This window comes from Enterobacter sp. SENG-6, assembly GCF_001605945.1.
GTDB classification, from domain to species: Bacteria; Pseudomonadota; Gammaproteobacteria; order Enterobacterales; family Enterobacteriaceae; genus Enterobacter; species Enterobacter cloacae.
This window is the reverse complement of record NZ_LOMM01000006.1, coordinates 1-16191: the sequence shown is the minus strand read 5'-3', so window position 1 is coordinate 16191 and position 16191 is coordinate 1. Positions and strand designations below refer to the sequence as shown.

General features: G+C 54.7%; 15 protein-coding genes. 6 read left to right on the top strand and 9 right to left on the bottom strand.

Annotation, left to right across the window (positions count from 1 at the left end; all coding sequences use genetic code 11):
- Window positions 1-24: 24 nt before the first annotated feature.
- Window positions 25-1500, bottom strand: a complete 1476-nt coding sequence (locus tag AX755_RS03720) for a TrkH family potassium uptake protein (protein WP_013098720.1) — start codon at window positions 1498-1500, stop codon at window positions 25-27.
- A gap of 200 nt (window positions 1501-1700) precedes the next feature.
- Here AX755_RS03720 and AX755_RS03715 point away from each other — a divergent pair, with 200 nt between their 5' ends.
- Window positions 1701-3875, top strand: coding sequence for a YgiQ family radical SAM protein (locus AX755_RS03715; RefSeq protein WP_062856314.1), 2175 nt, complete (start codon window positions 1701-1703; stop codon window positions 3873-3875).
- Between the two features lie 85 nt (window positions 3876-3960).
- Here the strand turns inward: AX755_RS03715 and dkgA are convergent, their stop codons facing one another.
- Window positions 3961-4788 carry a 2,5-didehydrogluconate reductase DkgA gene (gene dkgA / locus AX755_RS03710; protein ID WP_023619916.1) on the bottom strand — a complete coding sequence of 276 codons (828 nt, stop codon included), beginning with the start codon at window positions 4786-4788 and terminating at the stop codon, window positions 3961-3963.
- Between the two features lie 105 nt (window positions 4789-4893).
- Window positions 4894-6057, bottom strand: coding sequence for an alcohol dehydrogenase (gene yqhD, locus AX755_RS03705; RefSeq protein ID WP_013098716.1), 1164 nt, complete (start codon window positions 6055-6057; stop codon window positions 4894-4896).
- Between the two features lie 195 nt (window positions 6058-6252).
- Here yqhD and AX755_RS03700 point away from each other — a divergent pair, with 195 nt between their 5' ends.
- Entirely contained in the window at window positions 6253-7152 is a 900-nt protein-coding gene (locus AX755_RS03700; RefSeq protein ID WP_023619917.1) for an AraC family transcriptional regulator, read from the top strand.
- Between the two features lie 45 nt (window positions 7153-7197).
- On the opposite strand, the gene yghB is transcribed toward AX755_RS03700, so the two are convergent.
- Complete coding sequence (gene yghB / locus AX755_RS03695; RefSeq protein WP_013098714.1) at window positions 7198-7857, bottom strand: DedA family general envelope maintenance protein YghB; 660 nt, start codon at window positions 7855-7857, stop codon at window positions 7198-7200.
- 142 nt (window positions 7858-7999) lie between these two features.
- Window positions 8000-9187: a cystathionine beta-lyase gene (metC, locus tag AX755_RS03690; protein ID WP_013098713.1), complete on the bottom strand. Its 1188-nt coding sequence runs from the start codon at window positions 9185-9187 to the stop codon at window positions 8000-8002.
- Between the two features lie 251 nt (window positions 9188-9438).
- Between metC and exbB the strand changes: the two genes are divergently transcribed.
- Both exbB and exbD read left to right on the top strand, forming a co-directional pair.
- A complete protein-coding gene (exbB, locus tag AX755_RS03685; protein ID WP_013098712.1) occupies window positions 9439-10170 on the top strand; it encodes a tol-pal system-associated acyl-CoA thioesterase in 732 nt (243 codons plus the stop codon).
- Window positions 10171-10176: 6 nt separating this feature from the next.
- Window positions 10177-10602: a TonB system transport protein ExbD gene (gene exbD, locus AX755_RS03680; protein ID WP_014833267.1), complete on the top strand. Its 426-nt coding sequence runs from the start codon at window positions 10177-10179 to the stop codon at window positions 10600-10602.
- A gap of 42 nt (window positions 10603-10644) precedes the next feature.
- Here exbD and AX755_RS03675 read toward each other — a convergent pair whose 3' ends face one another.
- Together AX755_RS03675 and AX755_RS03670 are read right to left on the bottom strand one after the other, a co-directional pair.
- On the bottom strand, window positions 10645-11094 hold the full coding sequence (locus tag AX755_RS03675) for a hypothetical protein (protein ID WP_062856312.1): 450 nt from the start codon (window positions 11092-11094) through the stop codon (window positions 10645-10647).
- A gap of 1 nt (window position 11095) precedes the next feature.
- Complete coding sequence (locus AX755_RS03670) at window positions 11096-11500, bottom strand: hypothetical protein (protein WP_013098709.1); 405 nt, start codon at window positions 11498-11500, stop codon at window positions 11096-11098.
- A gap of 104 nt (window positions 11501-11604) precedes the next feature.
- Between AX755_RS03670 and AX755_RS03665 the strand changes: the two genes are divergently transcribed.
- Window positions 11605-12108, top strand: a complete 504-nt coding sequence (locus tag AX755_RS03665; RefSeq protein WP_013098708.1) for an ESA_00282 family adhesion-associated protein — start codon at window positions 11605-11607, stop codon at window positions 12106-12108.
- Window positions 12109-12180: 72 nt separating this feature from the next.
- A complete protein-coding gene (locus AX755_RS03660; protein ID WP_013098707.1) occupies window positions 12181-12669 on the top strand; it encodes a TIGR00645 family protein in 489 nt (162 codons plus the stop codon).
- Window positions 12670-12717: 48 nt separating this feature from the next.
- Here AX755_RS03660 and AX755_RS03655 read toward each other — a convergent pair whose 3' ends face one another.
- Together AX755_RS03655 and AX755_RS03650 are read right to left on the bottom strand one after the other, a co-directional pair.
- A complete protein-coding gene (locus AX755_RS03655; RefSeq protein WP_023622102.1) occupies window positions 12718-13758 on the bottom strand; it encodes an aldo/keto reductase in 1041 nt (346 codons plus the stop codon).
- 178 nt (window positions 13759-13936) lie between these two features.
- The gene (locus AX755_RS03650) at window positions 13937-16069 is read right to left on the bottom strand and encodes an autotransporter outer membrane beta-barrel domain-containing protein (protein ID WP_231883347.1); all 2133 of its coding nucleotides are present in this window, start codon (window positions 16067-16069) and stop codon (window positions 13937-13939) included.
- Window positions 16070-16191: the final 122 nt, after the last annotated feature.

Here is a 16191-nt window from a genome sequence, read left to right as displayed (position 1 = left end):
CATTCCCGGTGCACCGGGAATGCGTTATGCCCGCCAGAAAAAGCGCGAGCACAGGATCAACACCGGATAAATTTCCAGACGTCCTAAGATCATCGCCGCGCACATCAACAGCTTGGCCTCTTCCTTTAACGTCCCGAAGGTTGATGCCGTTTCGCCAAAGCCCAGCCCCATATTGTTGATACAGGCAGCCACCGTCGCAAATGATGTAAACAGGTCATAGCCCATCAGATTGAGCGCCCAGACGAAAAAGCCTGTGATCATCACGTAGAGAAAGAAGAAGCTCCATACTGAACGCAGGACGCGCTCATTCACCACGCTATTGCCAACCTTGATGGTCAGCAGCGCCCGCGGATGCGCCAGCTGATTCATCTCCTGAATGCTCTGCTTGAACATCATCAGAAACCGCAGGGCCTTAATCCCACCGCAGGTCGAACCCACGCAGCCACCAAAAAAGCTGGCGCTCAGCAGCAGGAATATGGTGTGGGCAGGCCAGTGGGCGTAATCGGCCGTTGAAAGGCCGTTATCGGTCATCATTGAGCTTGCCAGGAAGAAGGCGTGCACCAGGCTGTCGAGAGGGTTATACATTCCCGCGTGCCAGACCTGCCAGGCGGTAATGGCGATAAGCACAGCGGCAGCGGCCAGAAAGAATCTCACCTCCGGGCTGCGGCGAATCGGCTTCAGCGTGCGTCTGACAAGGGCGACATACCAGAGGGTAAAGTTAAACGCCGAAAGCAGCGAAAAGGTGCCGGCGACAAGCTCAATCGCGTGGCTGTCATAAAAACCGATGCTCTCGCTGCGGGTTGAAAAGCCGCCCAGGGATACGGTGGAGAGCCCGTGACAAACGGCATCAAAAAAGGGCATCCCCGCCAGCCAGTACGCCAGCGTGCAGGTTATCCCCAGCGCCAGATAGGTGACCCACAGGGTGCGTGCGGTATCGGCGAGCCGGGGCGTCAGACGCTCCTCTTTAAACGGGCCGGGCATTTCTGACTGATACAGCTTCATGCCACCGATGCCCAGCAGCGGCAGGACCGCGACGGCCAGCACGATGACGCCCAGCCCGCCAATGAAATTGAGCTGCGCGCGATAATAGAGGTACGATTTGGGCAGGGCGCTGACGTCGCCGATCACCGTTGCGCCCGTGGTGGTGATCCCGGAAACGCCTTCAAAAAGTGCGTCAGCAAAGGAGAGTTGCAGGCCATCGTCCATCCAGAGCGGCATGGCGCTGATTAATGAGAACAGCAGCCAGAACAGGACGATAATCACGAATCCGTCGCGGGTGCGTAGCTGTATACCGGCGTGACGGGTTGCCCGCCAGGCCAGCCCGCCGAGGCTGAAAAAGGTCAAAAAGGTGGTCAAAAAAGCAAAATAGGTTCGCTCTTTATTCAGCAGAGCGATAACCATCGGCGGCAGCATAGACAGGCTGTACAGAAGAACCAGAAACCCGCAGAGATGAAGCACAACCCGCAGCTGGGAGACATGTAACGAATCGTTGAACTTCACAACAGAACTCCGCGCAAGAACCTGTTCCGGGGGAAAATCACCGGAAGTTAGAGTGAATATTATGAGCCAAAATAATCAGGGCGCTGTATTTTAACGACTTCTGTGAATATCTGTCTGCCTCTTGCATCCTTTTCTTCAAATCTGGCGGATGAACAGCGTATAATCCGGCTCCTTTTGTCTATTTTTTCTTCGGAAGCATTATGAGCGCAATTTCCCTGATCCAGCCGGATCGTGACCTTTTCTCGTGGCCCCAGTACTGGGCGGCCTGCTTTGGACCGGCGCCGTTCCTGCCGATGTCCCGGGAAGAGATGGACCAACTGGGCTGGGATAGCTGCGATATCATTCTGGTCACGGGCGATGCCTACGTTGACCACCCGAGCTTCGGTATGGCCATCTGCGGCCGCATGCTTGAAGCGCAGGGCTTCCGCGTGGGGATCATCTCCCAGCCAGACTGGAACAGCAAAGACGACTTTATGCGTCTGGGTAAACCGAACCTGTTCTTCGGCGTGACCGCCGGCAACATGGACTCGATGATCAACCGTTATACCGCCGACCGTAAGCTGCGCCATGACGATGCGTACACACCGGATAACGTGGCGGGCAAACGCCCTGACCGCGCCACGCTGGTCTACACTCAGCGCTGTAAAGAAGCCTGGAAAGATGTGCCGGTGATCCTGGGCGGCATCGAGGCGAGCCTGCGTCGTACCGCGCACTATGATTACTGGTCTGATACCGTGCGCCGCTCGGTGCTGGTGGACTCCAAAGCCGACATGCTGATTTACGGTAACGGCGAGCGCCCACTGGTAGAAGTGGCGCACCGTCTGTCGCAGGGCGAGCCGGTGAGCAGCATCCGCGACGTGCGCAACACCGCCATCATGGTGAAAGAAGCGCTGCCGGGCTGGCGCGGGGTGGATTCCCGCATCATCGATATGCCGGGCAAAATCGATCCTATCCCGCACCCGTATGGCGAAGATCTGCCGTGCGCCGATAACAAACCGGTTGAGCCAAAGAAAGCGGAAGCGAAGGCAATCGTCGTGCAGCCGCCGCGCCCGAAACCGTGGGAAAAGACCTATGTGCTGCTGCCGTCCTACGAGAAGGTGAAAGCCGATAAGGTGCTCTACGCCCACGCGTCCCGTATTCTGCACCATGAAACCAACCCCGGCTGTGCGCGTGCGTTGATGCAGAAGCACGGCGAGCGTTTTATCTGGATCAACCCACCGGCGATCCCGCTCTCCACCGAAGAGATGGACAGCGTCTTTGCGCTGCCGTACAAACGCGTGCCGCACCCGGCGTACGGCAACGCCCGTATCCCGGCGTATGAGATGATCCGCTTCTCGATCAACATCATGCGCGGCTGCTTCGGCGGCTGTTCCTTCTGCTCCATTACCGAGCACGAGGGGCGCATTATTCAGAGCCGTTCTGAAGATTCGATCATCAACGAGATCGAAGCCATTCGCGATACCGTGCCTGGCTTTACCGGGGTGATCTCCGACCTCGGCGGCCCAACGGCGAATATGTACATGCTGCGCTGTAAATCGCCGCGCGCGGAGCAAACCTGCCGCCGTCTCTCCTGTGTCTATCCGAGCATTTGCGAACATATGGACACCAACCACGAGCCGACGATCAACCTCTATCGCCGCGCGCGTGATCTGAAGGGTATCAAGAAAATCCTGATTGCCTCCGGGGTACGTTACGACATCGCTGTGGAAGATCCGCGCTACATCAAAGAACTGGCGTCGCACCACGTCGGTGGCTATCTGAAGATTGCGCCGGAGCACACCGAAGAAGGCCCGCTGTCGAAAATGATGAAGCCGGGGATGGGCAGCTACGATCGCTTTAAACAGCTGTTCGATACCTACTCAAAGCAGGCAGGGAAAGAGCAGTACCTGATCCCGTACTTCATCTCCGCCCACCCGGGTACGCGCGATGAAGACATGGTGAACCTGGCGCTGTGGCTGAAACAACGTCGCTTCCGTCTGGATCAGGTGCAGAACTTCTATCCGTCACCGCTCGCCAACTCCACAACCATGTACTACACCGGCAAAAACCCGCTGAGTAAAGTTGGTTACAAGAGTGAAGACGTGGTGGTGCCGAAAGGGGATAAACAGCGTCGTCTGCACAAAGCGCTGCTGCGCTACCACGATCCGGCTAACTGGCCGCTGATCCGCCAGGCGCTGGAAGAGATGGGGAAAAAGCATCTGATTGGCTCGCGTCGCGACTGTCTGGTGCCGGCACCAACGCTGGATGAGATGCGCGAAGCGCGTCGTCAGAACCGCCATACGCGCCCGGCGCTGACCAAGCACACGCCGATTGTGCATCAGCGTTCGAACGGTAGCGCGGGAACGAAAAAGAATGTGAAACGTAAGAGCGGCTAGTCTCATTGCCCGGTGGCGCTTCGCTTACCGGGCCTACAACTCAGATCGTAGGCCGGGTAAGGCGCAGCCGCCACCCGGCTTTTTACTACCCGCCAAACTGATCCGGATCGGGCCCTAAACGCTTGCCCTGATCCAGTTTCGCAATCTCGCCCAGCTCATCTTTATCCAGGCGGAAATCCCAGACGTCGAAGTTCTCGGCGATGCGCGATGGCGTGACCGATTTCGGGATCACTACCAGGCCGTTGTCCAGGTGCCAGCGAATGACAATCTGCGCCGGGGTTTTGCCATATTTATCCGCCAGATCGCGGATAATTTTCTGGTCGAACACTCCTTCACCGCCCTGAGCCAGCGGGCTCCAGGATTCGGTCTGGATTTTGTGTGTGGCGTTCCAGGCGTGAAGCTGGCGCTGCTGCATCAGCGGGTGCAGTTCAATCTGATTAATCACCGGCACAACGCCCGTTTCGTCAATCAGACGCTGCAGGTGATGAACCTGGAAGTTACAGACGCCGATGCTTTTCACCAGCCCCTCTTTTTGCAGTTCAATCATCCCTTTCCAGGCATCAACATAATGGTCGATAGCCGGAACCGGCCAGTGCATCAGATACAGATCGACGAAATCGAGCTGGAGTTTCTCCAGGCTCTCCTGCAGCGCTTCGCGCGGGCGCTTTTGGTCGTCGTTCCACAGTTTGGTGGTGATAAAAAGGTCGTCGCGGGGCATACCGGCGCTGGCCAGTGCTTTCCCCACGCCGTCCTCGTTTTTGTAGGCGGCGGCGGTATCAATGGACCGATAGCCGACTTCCAGTGCTTTATGAATGGCGGAGACGACCTCGTCGTTACCGGCTTTCCATACACCTAGCCCCAACTGGGGCATCACGTTGCCGTCCTGCAGCTTGATTACGGTTTGGTTTGCCATTTTTCCTCCTTCAGGTGCGCATCGCCGGAGGGGGACTCCGGCGATGGGGTGTGCATTAAGTCTGGACGAAATGTCAAAAAACGAAAGGCAGGATGCCAAAAACGCTTAGCGCGCCGCCTCGTAGATACGACGGCTAACGTCCAGCGTAATGTCGCCGTGTTCGCCCAGTTGAGTCATGCCGTGTTCTTCAAGTTTAGCCAGCAGGGCTGGGATAGAGCTGCCATCCAGACCATAGCCGGACAGACGCGTCGGCACGCCCAGGCCTTCAAAGAAGTTGCGGGTCGCTTCGATTGCCGCATCGATACGCGCGTCGTCAGAACCTTCGGTGATGTTCCAGACGCGTTCCGCGTACTGCAGCAGTTTGGCGCGTTTGGTATCACGTTTTTCGTTCCACAGGGCCGGCAGAACCACCGCCAGCGTCTGGGCGTGATCCAGACCGTGCATCGCCGTCAGTTCATGGCCCAGCATGTGGGTTGCCCAGTCCTGCGGCACGCCTGCGCCAATCAGGCCGTTCAGGGCCTGCGTTGCAGCCCACATCACGTTGGCACGCACGTCGTAGTTTTCTGGCTCTTTCAGCGCCTTCGGACCCTCTTCGACCAGCGTCAGCAGAATGCCTTCCGCAAAACGATCCTGAATTTTGGCATCCACCGGGTAAGTCACGTACTGCTCAACGGTGTGAACAAAGGCGTCGACCACGCCGTTCGCGACCTGACGCGCGGGCAGGGTGTAGGTGTACACCGGATCGAGGATCGCGAATACGGGCTGAACGTGCTCGTTCATAAAGGCCTGTTTGTCTCCGGTGGTTTTACGGGAGATCACCGCGCCTTTGTTGGATTCAGAACCGGTGGCTGGCAGGGTCAGCACGGAGCCCATCGGGATCGCGCTTTTAATGTCGCTGCCGCGGGTTTCCAGGATATGCCATGGGTCGATACCGTCGGCGTAGTGTGCTGCCGCGGCGATGAACTTCGTGCCGTCCAGCACGGAACCCCCGCCGACAGCCAGCAGGAAGGTGATGTTTTCTTCGCGGGCGATTTTCACCGCGTTCATCAGCGTTTCATAAGAAGGGTTTGGCTCGATACCGCCAAACTCGCGTACGTCCAGACCTTCCAGTGCGCTGTAAACCTGATCCAGCACGCCGGTTTTTTTCACGCTGCCGCCACCGTAGGTGATCAGCACGCGGGCGTCAGCGGGGATCTGTGCACGCAGATCGGCGATAGCGCCTTTACCAAACAGGATGCGGGTTGGGGTGTGGAGATTAAAATTATTCATGGCTCGTTCCCTATCGTGGGTGAAAAATCGTGGCGGCGCGGATGGCTACCTGATGCTGCACATTGTGGCTGCCCGGGGATATCCTCTCAATGCACATTCCTGCCGATGTCTTGCCCATTTCTACAGAGCACTGGAGAAACGTCAGGAAAATGCGCAGACTGTGAGGGTCGCAAACCGTACCCGGAGTAACGCTAAATGAACCGTGAAGCCATCTGTCTTCAGCTCACTTCGCAGATTAAGAGACTGATTGATAAGCAAAATAACCCAGGCGAACTGCTGCCGGATATTCGCCTGCTCTACGGGACGCAGCCGGGAACGCGGACGCCGGTGATGTATCAGCCGGGCATCGTTTTTCTCTTTTCCGGCCATAAAATTGGTTATATCAATGAACGCGTGTTCCGTTATGACACCAATGAATATCTGCTGCTGACAGTACCTTTACCCTTCGAATGTGAAACCTTCGCGACAGAGGAGGTACCGCTGGCGGGGATCCGCGTAAATGTCGATATTCTTCAGCTTCAGGAGTTGCTGATGGACATTGGCGAAGACGAGCTTTTCCAGCCGTCGATGGCGGCGAGCGGCATTAACTCAGCCACGCTGTCAGAGGAGATCCTCTGTGCCATTGAGCGTCTGCTGGACGTGATGGAGAGGCCGCTGGATGCGCGTATTCTGGGTAAGCAAATCATCCGCGAAATTCTCTATCATGTGCTGCTGGGGCCGGGGGGCGGGGCACTACTGGCGCTGGTCAGTCGGCAGACCCACTTCAGCCTGATAAGCCGCGTACTCAAGCGCATCGAAAGCCAGTACACGGAAAACCTCAGCGTTGACCAACTGGCGGCGGAAGCGAACATGAGCGTCTCGGCGTTTCACCACAACTTTAAGTCAGTGACCAGCACCTCGCCGCTGCAATACCTCAAAACCTACCGTCTGCATAAGGCGCGGATGCTGATGATCCACGACGGCATGAAGGCCAGCGCGGCGGCGATGCGGGTCGGGTATGAGAGTGCATCGCAGTTTAGTCGGGAGTTTAAGCGCTACTTCGGCGTCACGCCGGGGGAAGATGCGTCACGCATCCGAACCATGCAGGGAGTCTGACGGCAAACGTAGGCCGGGTAAGCGATAGCGCCACCCGGCTTTTATTTATGCACTGCAGTACTTCTTCTTAATCACCACCGCAATCGTTCCCACCAGTCCAGCCACCAGCAGGAACATCGGCAGCACCATCAGGAAGGTCATTACCTGGTCTTCATGGTGCTTCACAAACGGGATCATGTTCAGCGCATAGCCGAGAGTGGTAACGACACCCACCCATAACAACGCGCTCAGCCAGTTGAAGAACTGGAAGCGGCGGTTCGACAGGCCGGAAATGCCTGCCATGGTGGGCAGCAGGGTGCGAACAAAGGCCAGAAAACGCCCGGCCAGCAAGGCCAGCAGGCCATGCCTGTCAAACATGCAGGTCGCACGCTGATGGTATTTATGCGGTAGCTGCGCCAGCCAGCCCTTCACGACGCGCGTGTTGCCGAGCCAGCGGCCCTGCAGATAGCTCAGCCAGCAGCCCAGGCTTGCCGCGGAGGTGAGGATCACCATGGTCGGCGCGAAGTCCATGACACCTTTACCGATTAACGCCCCCGCAAGCAAAAGGAGACTATCACCGGGTAAAAATGAGGCTGGCAGTAATCCATTTTCCAGAAACAGGGTCGCGAACATCACGAAATAGACGATACCTACAACGTGAGGATCGGTCAGTGCGGCGAAGTCGTGTTGCCAGAGCGCCGCGATAATATCTTGAATAACAGCCATGGACTTTCCTGTGGAACAACAGATATAGCACTATTGTACTCCCTTATTTGCCCGATGGGGTTGATCGCGGGCGCAACTAATGCAGGCTTTTCTGGTGGCGGTGTCCACAAAAGCATCCATGGAGTACATGTTTGCCAGCACTCTACACGATACGCGCAAACCCTGCTGCTAAATCGGCAATTAAATCGTCCGCGTTTTCTAAACCGATATGCAGGCGAATCAGGGTGCCGCTGAAGTCCACTTCACCGCCAGGGCGCAGGGCCGCAATCTGCTCCGGCTGATTAGGCAGGATCAGGGATTCAAACCCGCCCCAGGAGTAGGCCATGCTGAAGAGGGTAAAATTATCCAGATAGCTTGCCAGCTCGTCATTATTCAGCCGTTTTTTTAGAACGAATGAGAACAAACCGCTGCTGCCCGTAAAGTCTCGTTGCCAGAATTCATGCCCTTTACTGCCCGGCAGTGCCGGATGGTTGACGCGCTCAACCTGCGGGTGCTGCGCCAGCCACTCAGCTATCTTCAGGCTGCTTTCGTGATGCTGACGCAGGCGCACCCCCAGCGTGCGGATGCCTCTGCTGGTCATGTAGGCGGTATCGGCATCGACCATCTGCCCCATCAGGTAAGCATTTTCCCGCAGCTGATCCCAGCAGCGGGCGTTAGACACGGCCGTGCCGATCATCCCGTCTGAGTGGCCAATCAGATATTTGGTCGCCGCCTGAATGGAGATATCAATGTCGAATTCCAGCGCTTTAAACAGCACGCCTGCCGCCCAGGTGTTGTCGATCATGATAATCGCCTCTGGCGCTTTGCTGCGCACGGCTTTCACAATGGCCGGCACGTCGTGTACTTCCATGGTGATCGAACCCGGAGATTCCAGGAACACAATGCGCGTGTTGGGCTGAATAAGCTCTGCGATGCCTTCGCCAATCAGCGGATCGAACCAGCCCGTGGTTACGCCGAGTCGGGAGAGGATTTTGGTGCAGAAATCCTGGCTCGGTTCATAGGCGGTGTTGGTCATCAGAATATGGTCGCCCTGTTCCACGAACGCCAGAATGGTGTTGGCGACTGCCGCCGCACCGCACGGAAACAGCGCGCAGCCTGCGCCGCCTTCCAGCTCGCACATGGCTTCCTGCAGTGAGAAATGGGTTAGCGTGCCGCGACGTCCGTAAAACAGCCCGCCTTTGGCGCGGTTACGCGTGGCGATTTTTTTGTCCTCTACGGTATCAAACACCAGCGAGGAGGCCCGTTGGATCACGCTGTTCACCGAACCCTGAGTATATTTCTTGCTGCGCCCGGCCTGTACCAGCGTGGTATCAAGATGCTTCTTGGTCATGTTCGCTAACCCTATTTTTATACGTCTGGACGTCCAGACTACCACGAATGTAAAAATCTGCACCCGGATGCTTATCGAATAAGCAGAAAATATTAGCAAAAAACCGCATAAGAAATTTTTACTGCGTAAGCGCAAGGAATATGAGCGAAAATTGCGGCACTATGTAAATAGTAATGAGAACGACTATCAATTCGACGATGTTTTGATATTATTACGTTCAGATTTTGTGATTTGCGTCCTGGAGATACAGAGTGGGTAATAATTTGATGCAGACGGATCTCTCCGTTTGGGGCATGTATCATCATGCTGACATCGTGGTTAAGATTGTGATGATCGGCCTGATTCTGGCGTCCGTGATCACGTGGGCTATCTTCTTTGGCAAGAGCGCCGAGCTGATTTCTCAGAAGCGCCGCCTCAAGCGTGAGCAACAGCAGCTGGCTGAAGCCCGCTCTCTGGATCAGGCGTCTGATATGACCTCATCCTTCCACGCGAAAAGCCTGACCACCCTGTTAGTTAACGAAGCGCAAAACGAGCTGGAACTCTCCGCAGGCAGTGAAGATAACGAAGGTATTAAAGAACGTACCGGCTTCCGTCTGGAGCGTCGCGTCGCCGCCGTGGGCCGTCATATGGGCCGGGGTAATGGTTATCTGGCGACCATCGGGGCCATCTCGCCGTTCGTGGGTCTGTTCGGTACGGTCTGGGGCATCATGAACAGCTTTATCGGGATTGCGCAAACCCAAACGACGAACCTGGCGGTAGTTGCACCGGGTATCGCCGAAGCGCTGCTGGCGACCGCTATCGGTCTGGTTGCGGCGATCCCTGCGGTGGTTATCTATAACGTCTTCGCGCGCATGATTGGCAGCTATAAAGCCACCCTCGGTGATGTCGCCGCACAGGTTCTGCTGCTGCAAAGCCGCGATCTTGATCTGAATGCCAGTGCCGCTAAACCGGTGCACGCGGCGTCCAAACTGCGCGTAGGTTAATGAATTATGGCAATGCGTCTTAATGAAAATCTGGACGATAACGGCGAAATGCATGAAATCAACGTGACGCCGTTTATCGACGTTATGCTGGTTCTGCTGATTATCTTCATGGTTGCTGCGCCGCTGGCGACGGTCGACGTGAAGGTAAACCTGCCGGCCTCGTCCAGCCAGCCGCAGCCGCGCCCGGAAAAGCCCATCTATCTGTCGGTGAAAGCAGATAAATCGATGTTCCTTGGGAACGACCCGGTGACGGCTGACTCTGTCATCCCGGCGCTGGATCAGCTCACTGGCGGTAAGAAAGACACGACGGTCTTCTTCCGTGCGGATAAAACCGTTGATTACGAGACCATGATGAAGGTCATGGATACGCTGCATCAGGCGGGTTATCTGAAGATTGGGCTGGTCGGCGAAGAGAAAGCGGCCGCGAAATAACGAAGAAGCTGGCGAAAGCCGGCTTTTTTTATGCCTGTCGGGTTATTCGTGTTTGTTATCCGTCGACGCGGGAGAGAGGGCTGCCAGCACGTCCTCGTCAAGCGCGACGCTGGTGACGTTTGAGGTACGATACTCGCCGTCGGACAGTTTGCGCGTCAGGCGCAGGGTTGCGGTTTCTCTGGCCAGCAGATACTGATAATTGGCCTCCAGACGCCCCAGAAGCTTCTCTTTCAGCTCGGGCCGTTGTTCGATGATGGCATTCATCACGGCGCCGTAAATCTCTTCCTTGACCTGTAAGGGATAAATCTCGCGGCGGTTCTGCCATTTCAGGCGCACCAGCGTCGCCGGAATGGAAACCAGATCCTGGGTAATACGCGTCATCTCGGCGTTTTTGGTGTTACGCAAAGCCTCGAGATTTTGCTTTAAGATAAATTCGTCACTTTTTTTCTCATCTAAAGTCAAATAAACATCGTTATCTTTAACGTCTTTCACATTAATCTTCCCCCAGGTTATAAAAAATTGGGTTGTTTTTTTCTCGCGTAATTAGATTAAGCCAAATTTCATTGCCCGCTTCATTTATTTCTTTGGTCTTTTCGGCCATTATTTGACTTAGTTTCTGGGCATCTATTTCGCCTTCTGCCTGCAGGTCATTCAACAGGTGGACAAAGGCTTCAATTTTGATGGCGCGAAATAAGCGATCCTTTATATGACGATCGTGCTCTTCCAGCAACATATTACGGGATTTGCCGCTACGGGAAACACCAATTAATATGTCAGGCTCAAAATCAGCGAGCTTTCTTTTTCCCTGAGTGAAATTAGCCTCTTTTTCTGCTTCCGTCGGTTGCTGTTCCACAGGCGTGATGTGGTACTTAGCCGGGACGAGATAGTCGGGCAACATTTTTTAATTTCCTTTAATTTCAACAAGGTGGGAAAGGTAAAGGCGTGAGATTCGTTGACAATATCATGAGGCAATTTTAAAATCAAAAAAAATGGAGCCAACCCATGAACAGCATCTTTTTTACGGTCATTACATTACTATTACTGACCGCTGGTGTTCTTTTATTGATGCAGGAGTTCAATAAAACGAAAGAGTCGAAAGACACCAGTGAAACCCCACAGCCTGAACTGATGACTAAAGAGGAAGGAGAAGACCATTTCTCTGTTTTGATGAACTCGGTGACGCCGGTTTGGTACTGGCGGGTGAACCATGAATATATCGACTTTTTGCACGCGACAATAAAGCGGATGAAAATGTCGGAAATTAATGACACGCCGGGCCTGTTTGAAGCGCAGCGTCGCTGCAGTGACCTGAATTCAGCGGTCTATAAATATTACGACAATATCAAAAAGCGCTGTCTGAATGGTGAGAAGGTCTCGTATTCCGATTTAGACGTATTAAACCTGCGTCAGTGCTTTCGCGAGTTCAGCCTGGAAGCCTATCCAGAGCTGGTGGTGCTGGTCTGGCCGGAGTATGCGCGCCCTGAGGTGGATCCTGACAACGTGTAATGGTTAGTTGTTGCAAACAGTTAGCGCCGTTGCGATATACTGAGTGCTGGTTTCGTTTGCAGACAGGATTTTATGGAACGCTTCTTTGAAAACGCTATGTACGCCTCGCGCTGGATACTGGCACCCGTCTATTTTGGCCTTTCGCTGGCGCTGATTGCGCTCACGATTAAGTTCTTCCAGGAAATCTTGCATGTTCTGCCGAACATCTTTTCCATTGCCGAAGCAGATTTGATTCTGGTTCTGCTGTCACTGGTGGATATGACGCTGGTGGGGGGCTTACTGGTGATGGTGATGTTCTCTGGCTATGAGAATTTTGTCTCCCAGCTTGATATCGACGCGCGTAAAGAAAAGCTGAGCTGGCTGGGCAAAATGGATGCCACGTCGCTGAAGAATAAAGTGGCCGCCTCGATTGTGGCGATCTCCTCCATCCACCTGTTACGCGTGTTCATGGACGCAAAGAATGTCCCGGACAACAAACTAATGTGGTATGTCATTATCCATCTGACGTTTGTGCTTTCGGCGTTTGTGATGGGGTATCTGGATAAGATCAGCAAGAAGTAATTTCCTTCTTAACCACCCTCTCCCTGTGGGAGAGGGCAACAGACCGCACTATTTATCCGACGACGCCTGCCACAGATTCAACTCTCCATCCGCAACATGCTTATCAATGCGTATCAGCTCCTCTTCGCTAAAGCGCAGGTTTTTCAGCGCCTGAACGTTCTCTTCCAGCTGTTCCGGGCGGCTCGCGCCAATCAGCACGGACGTTACGCGCTCATCTTTCAGCAGCCAGCTTAGCGCCATCTGCGCCATTGTCTGACCACGTGCCTGTGCCATCTCATTGAGCAAGCGCAGACTGTTCAGATTGGCTTCGGTCAGCATCTTCTGCGTCAGCCCGCGCACTTTATTCCCCTCGCGCTGCATCCGCGAACCTTCAGGAATACCGTTGAGGTATTTTCCGGTCAGCAATCCCTGCGCCAGTGGGGTAAACGCAATACAGCCAGTACCGTTTTGCTTTAGCGTCTCCAGCAGGCCGGTTTTATCCACCCAGCGGTTAAGCAGGTTGTACGACGGCTGATGGATGAGCAGTGGGATTTTCCATTCGCGAAGCAGGTCAGCCATTTTCTGCGTGCGCGCCGTTGAATAGGACGAAATTCCGACATACAGCGCTTTACCGCTCTGCACCGCATGGGCCAGCGCGGCAGCGGTCTCTTCCATCGGCGTGTTCTCATCCACGCGATGGGAATAGAAAATATCGACATATTCCAGACCCATACGCTTCAGGCTCTGGTCGAGGCTGGCGAGCAGATATTTGCGCGAGCCGCCCGAGCCATACGGTCCCGGCCACATGTCGTAACCCGCTTTGGTGGAGATAATCAGCTCGTCGCGACAGGCGGCAAAATCCTCCCGCAGCAGGCGACCAAAGTTCTCTTCCGCGCTCCCCGCAGGCGGGCCGTAGTTATTGGCAAGATCGAAATGGGTGATACCAAGGTCGAAGGCTTTACGCAGTAGCGCACGCTGGGTGTCGAGCGGCTGAACGTGGCCGAAACTGTGCCAAAGGCCGAGCGACAGCGCAGGCAGGCGCAGCCCGCTTTTGCCACAGTAGCGGTACTGCATATTTTCATAACGGCCGGGGTTAGGGTGCCAGGACATGATGTCTCCTTTCTTATCGATGAATTTTTGAAACAGCGTTTTCATTCTGTCCTTATCAAAACACAAATCCTGGGAAGAAGCGATGCCAGACCTCACTGACAGCACTTTCCCCAGGACCTGTTTGATGGCGTGCACCGTACTGCCCGGTAAACGCAGCGTACCGGGCATCAGACGACACTCAGAAGCTGTAGCTCATCCCCGCCTGCACGCTGGCATCGTTATCCACATCGCCCGTGCCGACGTATACGCCTGTGTTAAGGGTAAAGTTGTGGGCAACGGTGGCATTAATACCCGCCCCGAACATACCCATGGCGTTGTTATGACCGGAGGTGTTGTGGTAATCCGCTACCTGAATGTCAGTATCATCGCTGAACTCTTTCTGGAAGCGCGCGTCAATCCAGGGCATCACCTGCACATTCTTATTCAGATCCCGAAGCGTGGTCGTTAGCCGAACCCCGACGCCCCCGTTCCATGACGAGACCTGGCTGTCGGCAAAGGCCACTTCACTGTCAGAGAAGCCGTTTGCTTTGGTCTGATCCCAGCCTAAGGTGGCGTAAGGTTGCAGCAGCGTTTCGCCAGGCAGCAATACGTTCACCCCCGTGCGGGCCTGTGCAAGATACAAGCTACCATCGGTGGAGCCGTGCAGCGCTTCCGTCATACCGCTGGTGTTGCCCGTAACGTTATTGGCAGACAGGGAGTAACGCATATCGCCATAGCTGAAGCTGCCATCAGCGAACAGTCCCCAGTTTCTGCTGTCAAGCGCCTGCTGCCAGCCGCCGTAAATGCTGTAGTAATTGCCGTAAACGCTGTCTTTAAAGCTGTCGACACTGTCGCTGGTGTCCTGCGCGCGGCTGCGCGTCCACGCCAGTGCGATACCGCCGGTTACGCTATCGCCGTTGTTCAGATGAGCGGTCCAGTCAACGCCGCCCTGCGCCCCCTGGGTTATGCTCTTATAGTCGACGTCGTTGCTGAAATTGCCGTTCTGATAGAGGAAATCCCCCCAGACCTGCGCACCATCCTGCTGTTCTCCCAGCATATTTGCGAGATGCACCTGGTTCATATGGTTGCTGATGTCATCAGCAACCTGATGTCCGGCCTGTTCGGCGGCATCCAGTCCGGCGATCAGCCCCTGAACGTCGCTCGCGAGGTTTCCCTTCTGGCTGTTAAATTCAATATTCCAGCTCTGGCTATTATCTGCGGTAAGCTGAGTCTGAGGTGAGCCGTCGGCGGCAACAATATTCAGGCTATTGTTGTAGTTATACGCGCCGCTACGGTTCTCAACATTCTGCTGGCCGTTGGTAAAACTTGCGGCGGCATAATTTTCTGGTGCGCTGTTGCCTGAAGTGGTGAACGTACCAAGAACAACGTTATGTTGATTCAGTGCTGACGGGGTGATGCTACTCACAATCACTGCGTTATTGGCGCCGGTAATATTACCGAAATTAACATAGCTGTCGGTGCTCATGGTAACCAGTGCATTGCTGCCGGTGGTGGTGGCTATCAGGGTTGAACCATTTTGCAAACTCCAGCTGGTTGCATCGTTAATTTTATCAATGGCAATACTGTTATCGCTGGTGGTATTCACCGTTTCAAACTGGCTTATTTGTCCGGATATGGAACTGCCCGCATCCATTGAAAGAGTATCGCTACCGTCACCGCCGTTAACATTGCCATTTACATGTGAATCATTGGTCAGCACGATCGTATCATCACCCGCACCCGTTGTAATATCACCGTTGACGGTTGCATTATTCTGCAGCGTGATGGTGCTGCTGCCTTTATTCTGGCTGGTATTTATCCCGCCATTCACGGTGCTGTTATCCACCAGAACGGAATTTGCGGAATTACCATCGACGGTTACATTGCCATTTACAACGCTGTTATTTGTCAGTGAGATATGGGTAGTGCCGTTTTCGTTAATGGCTCCAATATCTCCGGTGATCGTGCTGTTATTCAGCGCCAGCGAATCAGCCTTCGTTCCGTACATTGCAATGGCGACATCGCCAAAGGCATCCAGGTTGATGTCGCTGAAGGGCTTGTATTCGCTCAGTTTTACCGCCAGCGTGTCGATGTTCTGCGCGATTTCGCTCTGCGAGGCATCCACGGAAGCGTTAGTCAGCGTAATATTGGTATCAGATTTATCGCTACCCGCGTAGATACCGCCTCTATCCATCGTACTGTCGCTGATGGCAATATTTTGCGCACCGGCTCCCGCGCTGAGAATACTGCCGTGCAGTAAGCTGCCGTTCTCAACGATCACGTTGTGGTAGCCTTTATCCATCGGGTCGAGGTAAATGGCTGAACCCATCATATAGGCTTTCTTTCCCTCATAACTTCCGGCGTCATTTTGGTAATGGTGCCAACTTACTGATTTAGTGTATGATGGTGTTTTTGAGGTGCTCCAGTGGCTTCTGTTTCTATCAGCTGTCCCTC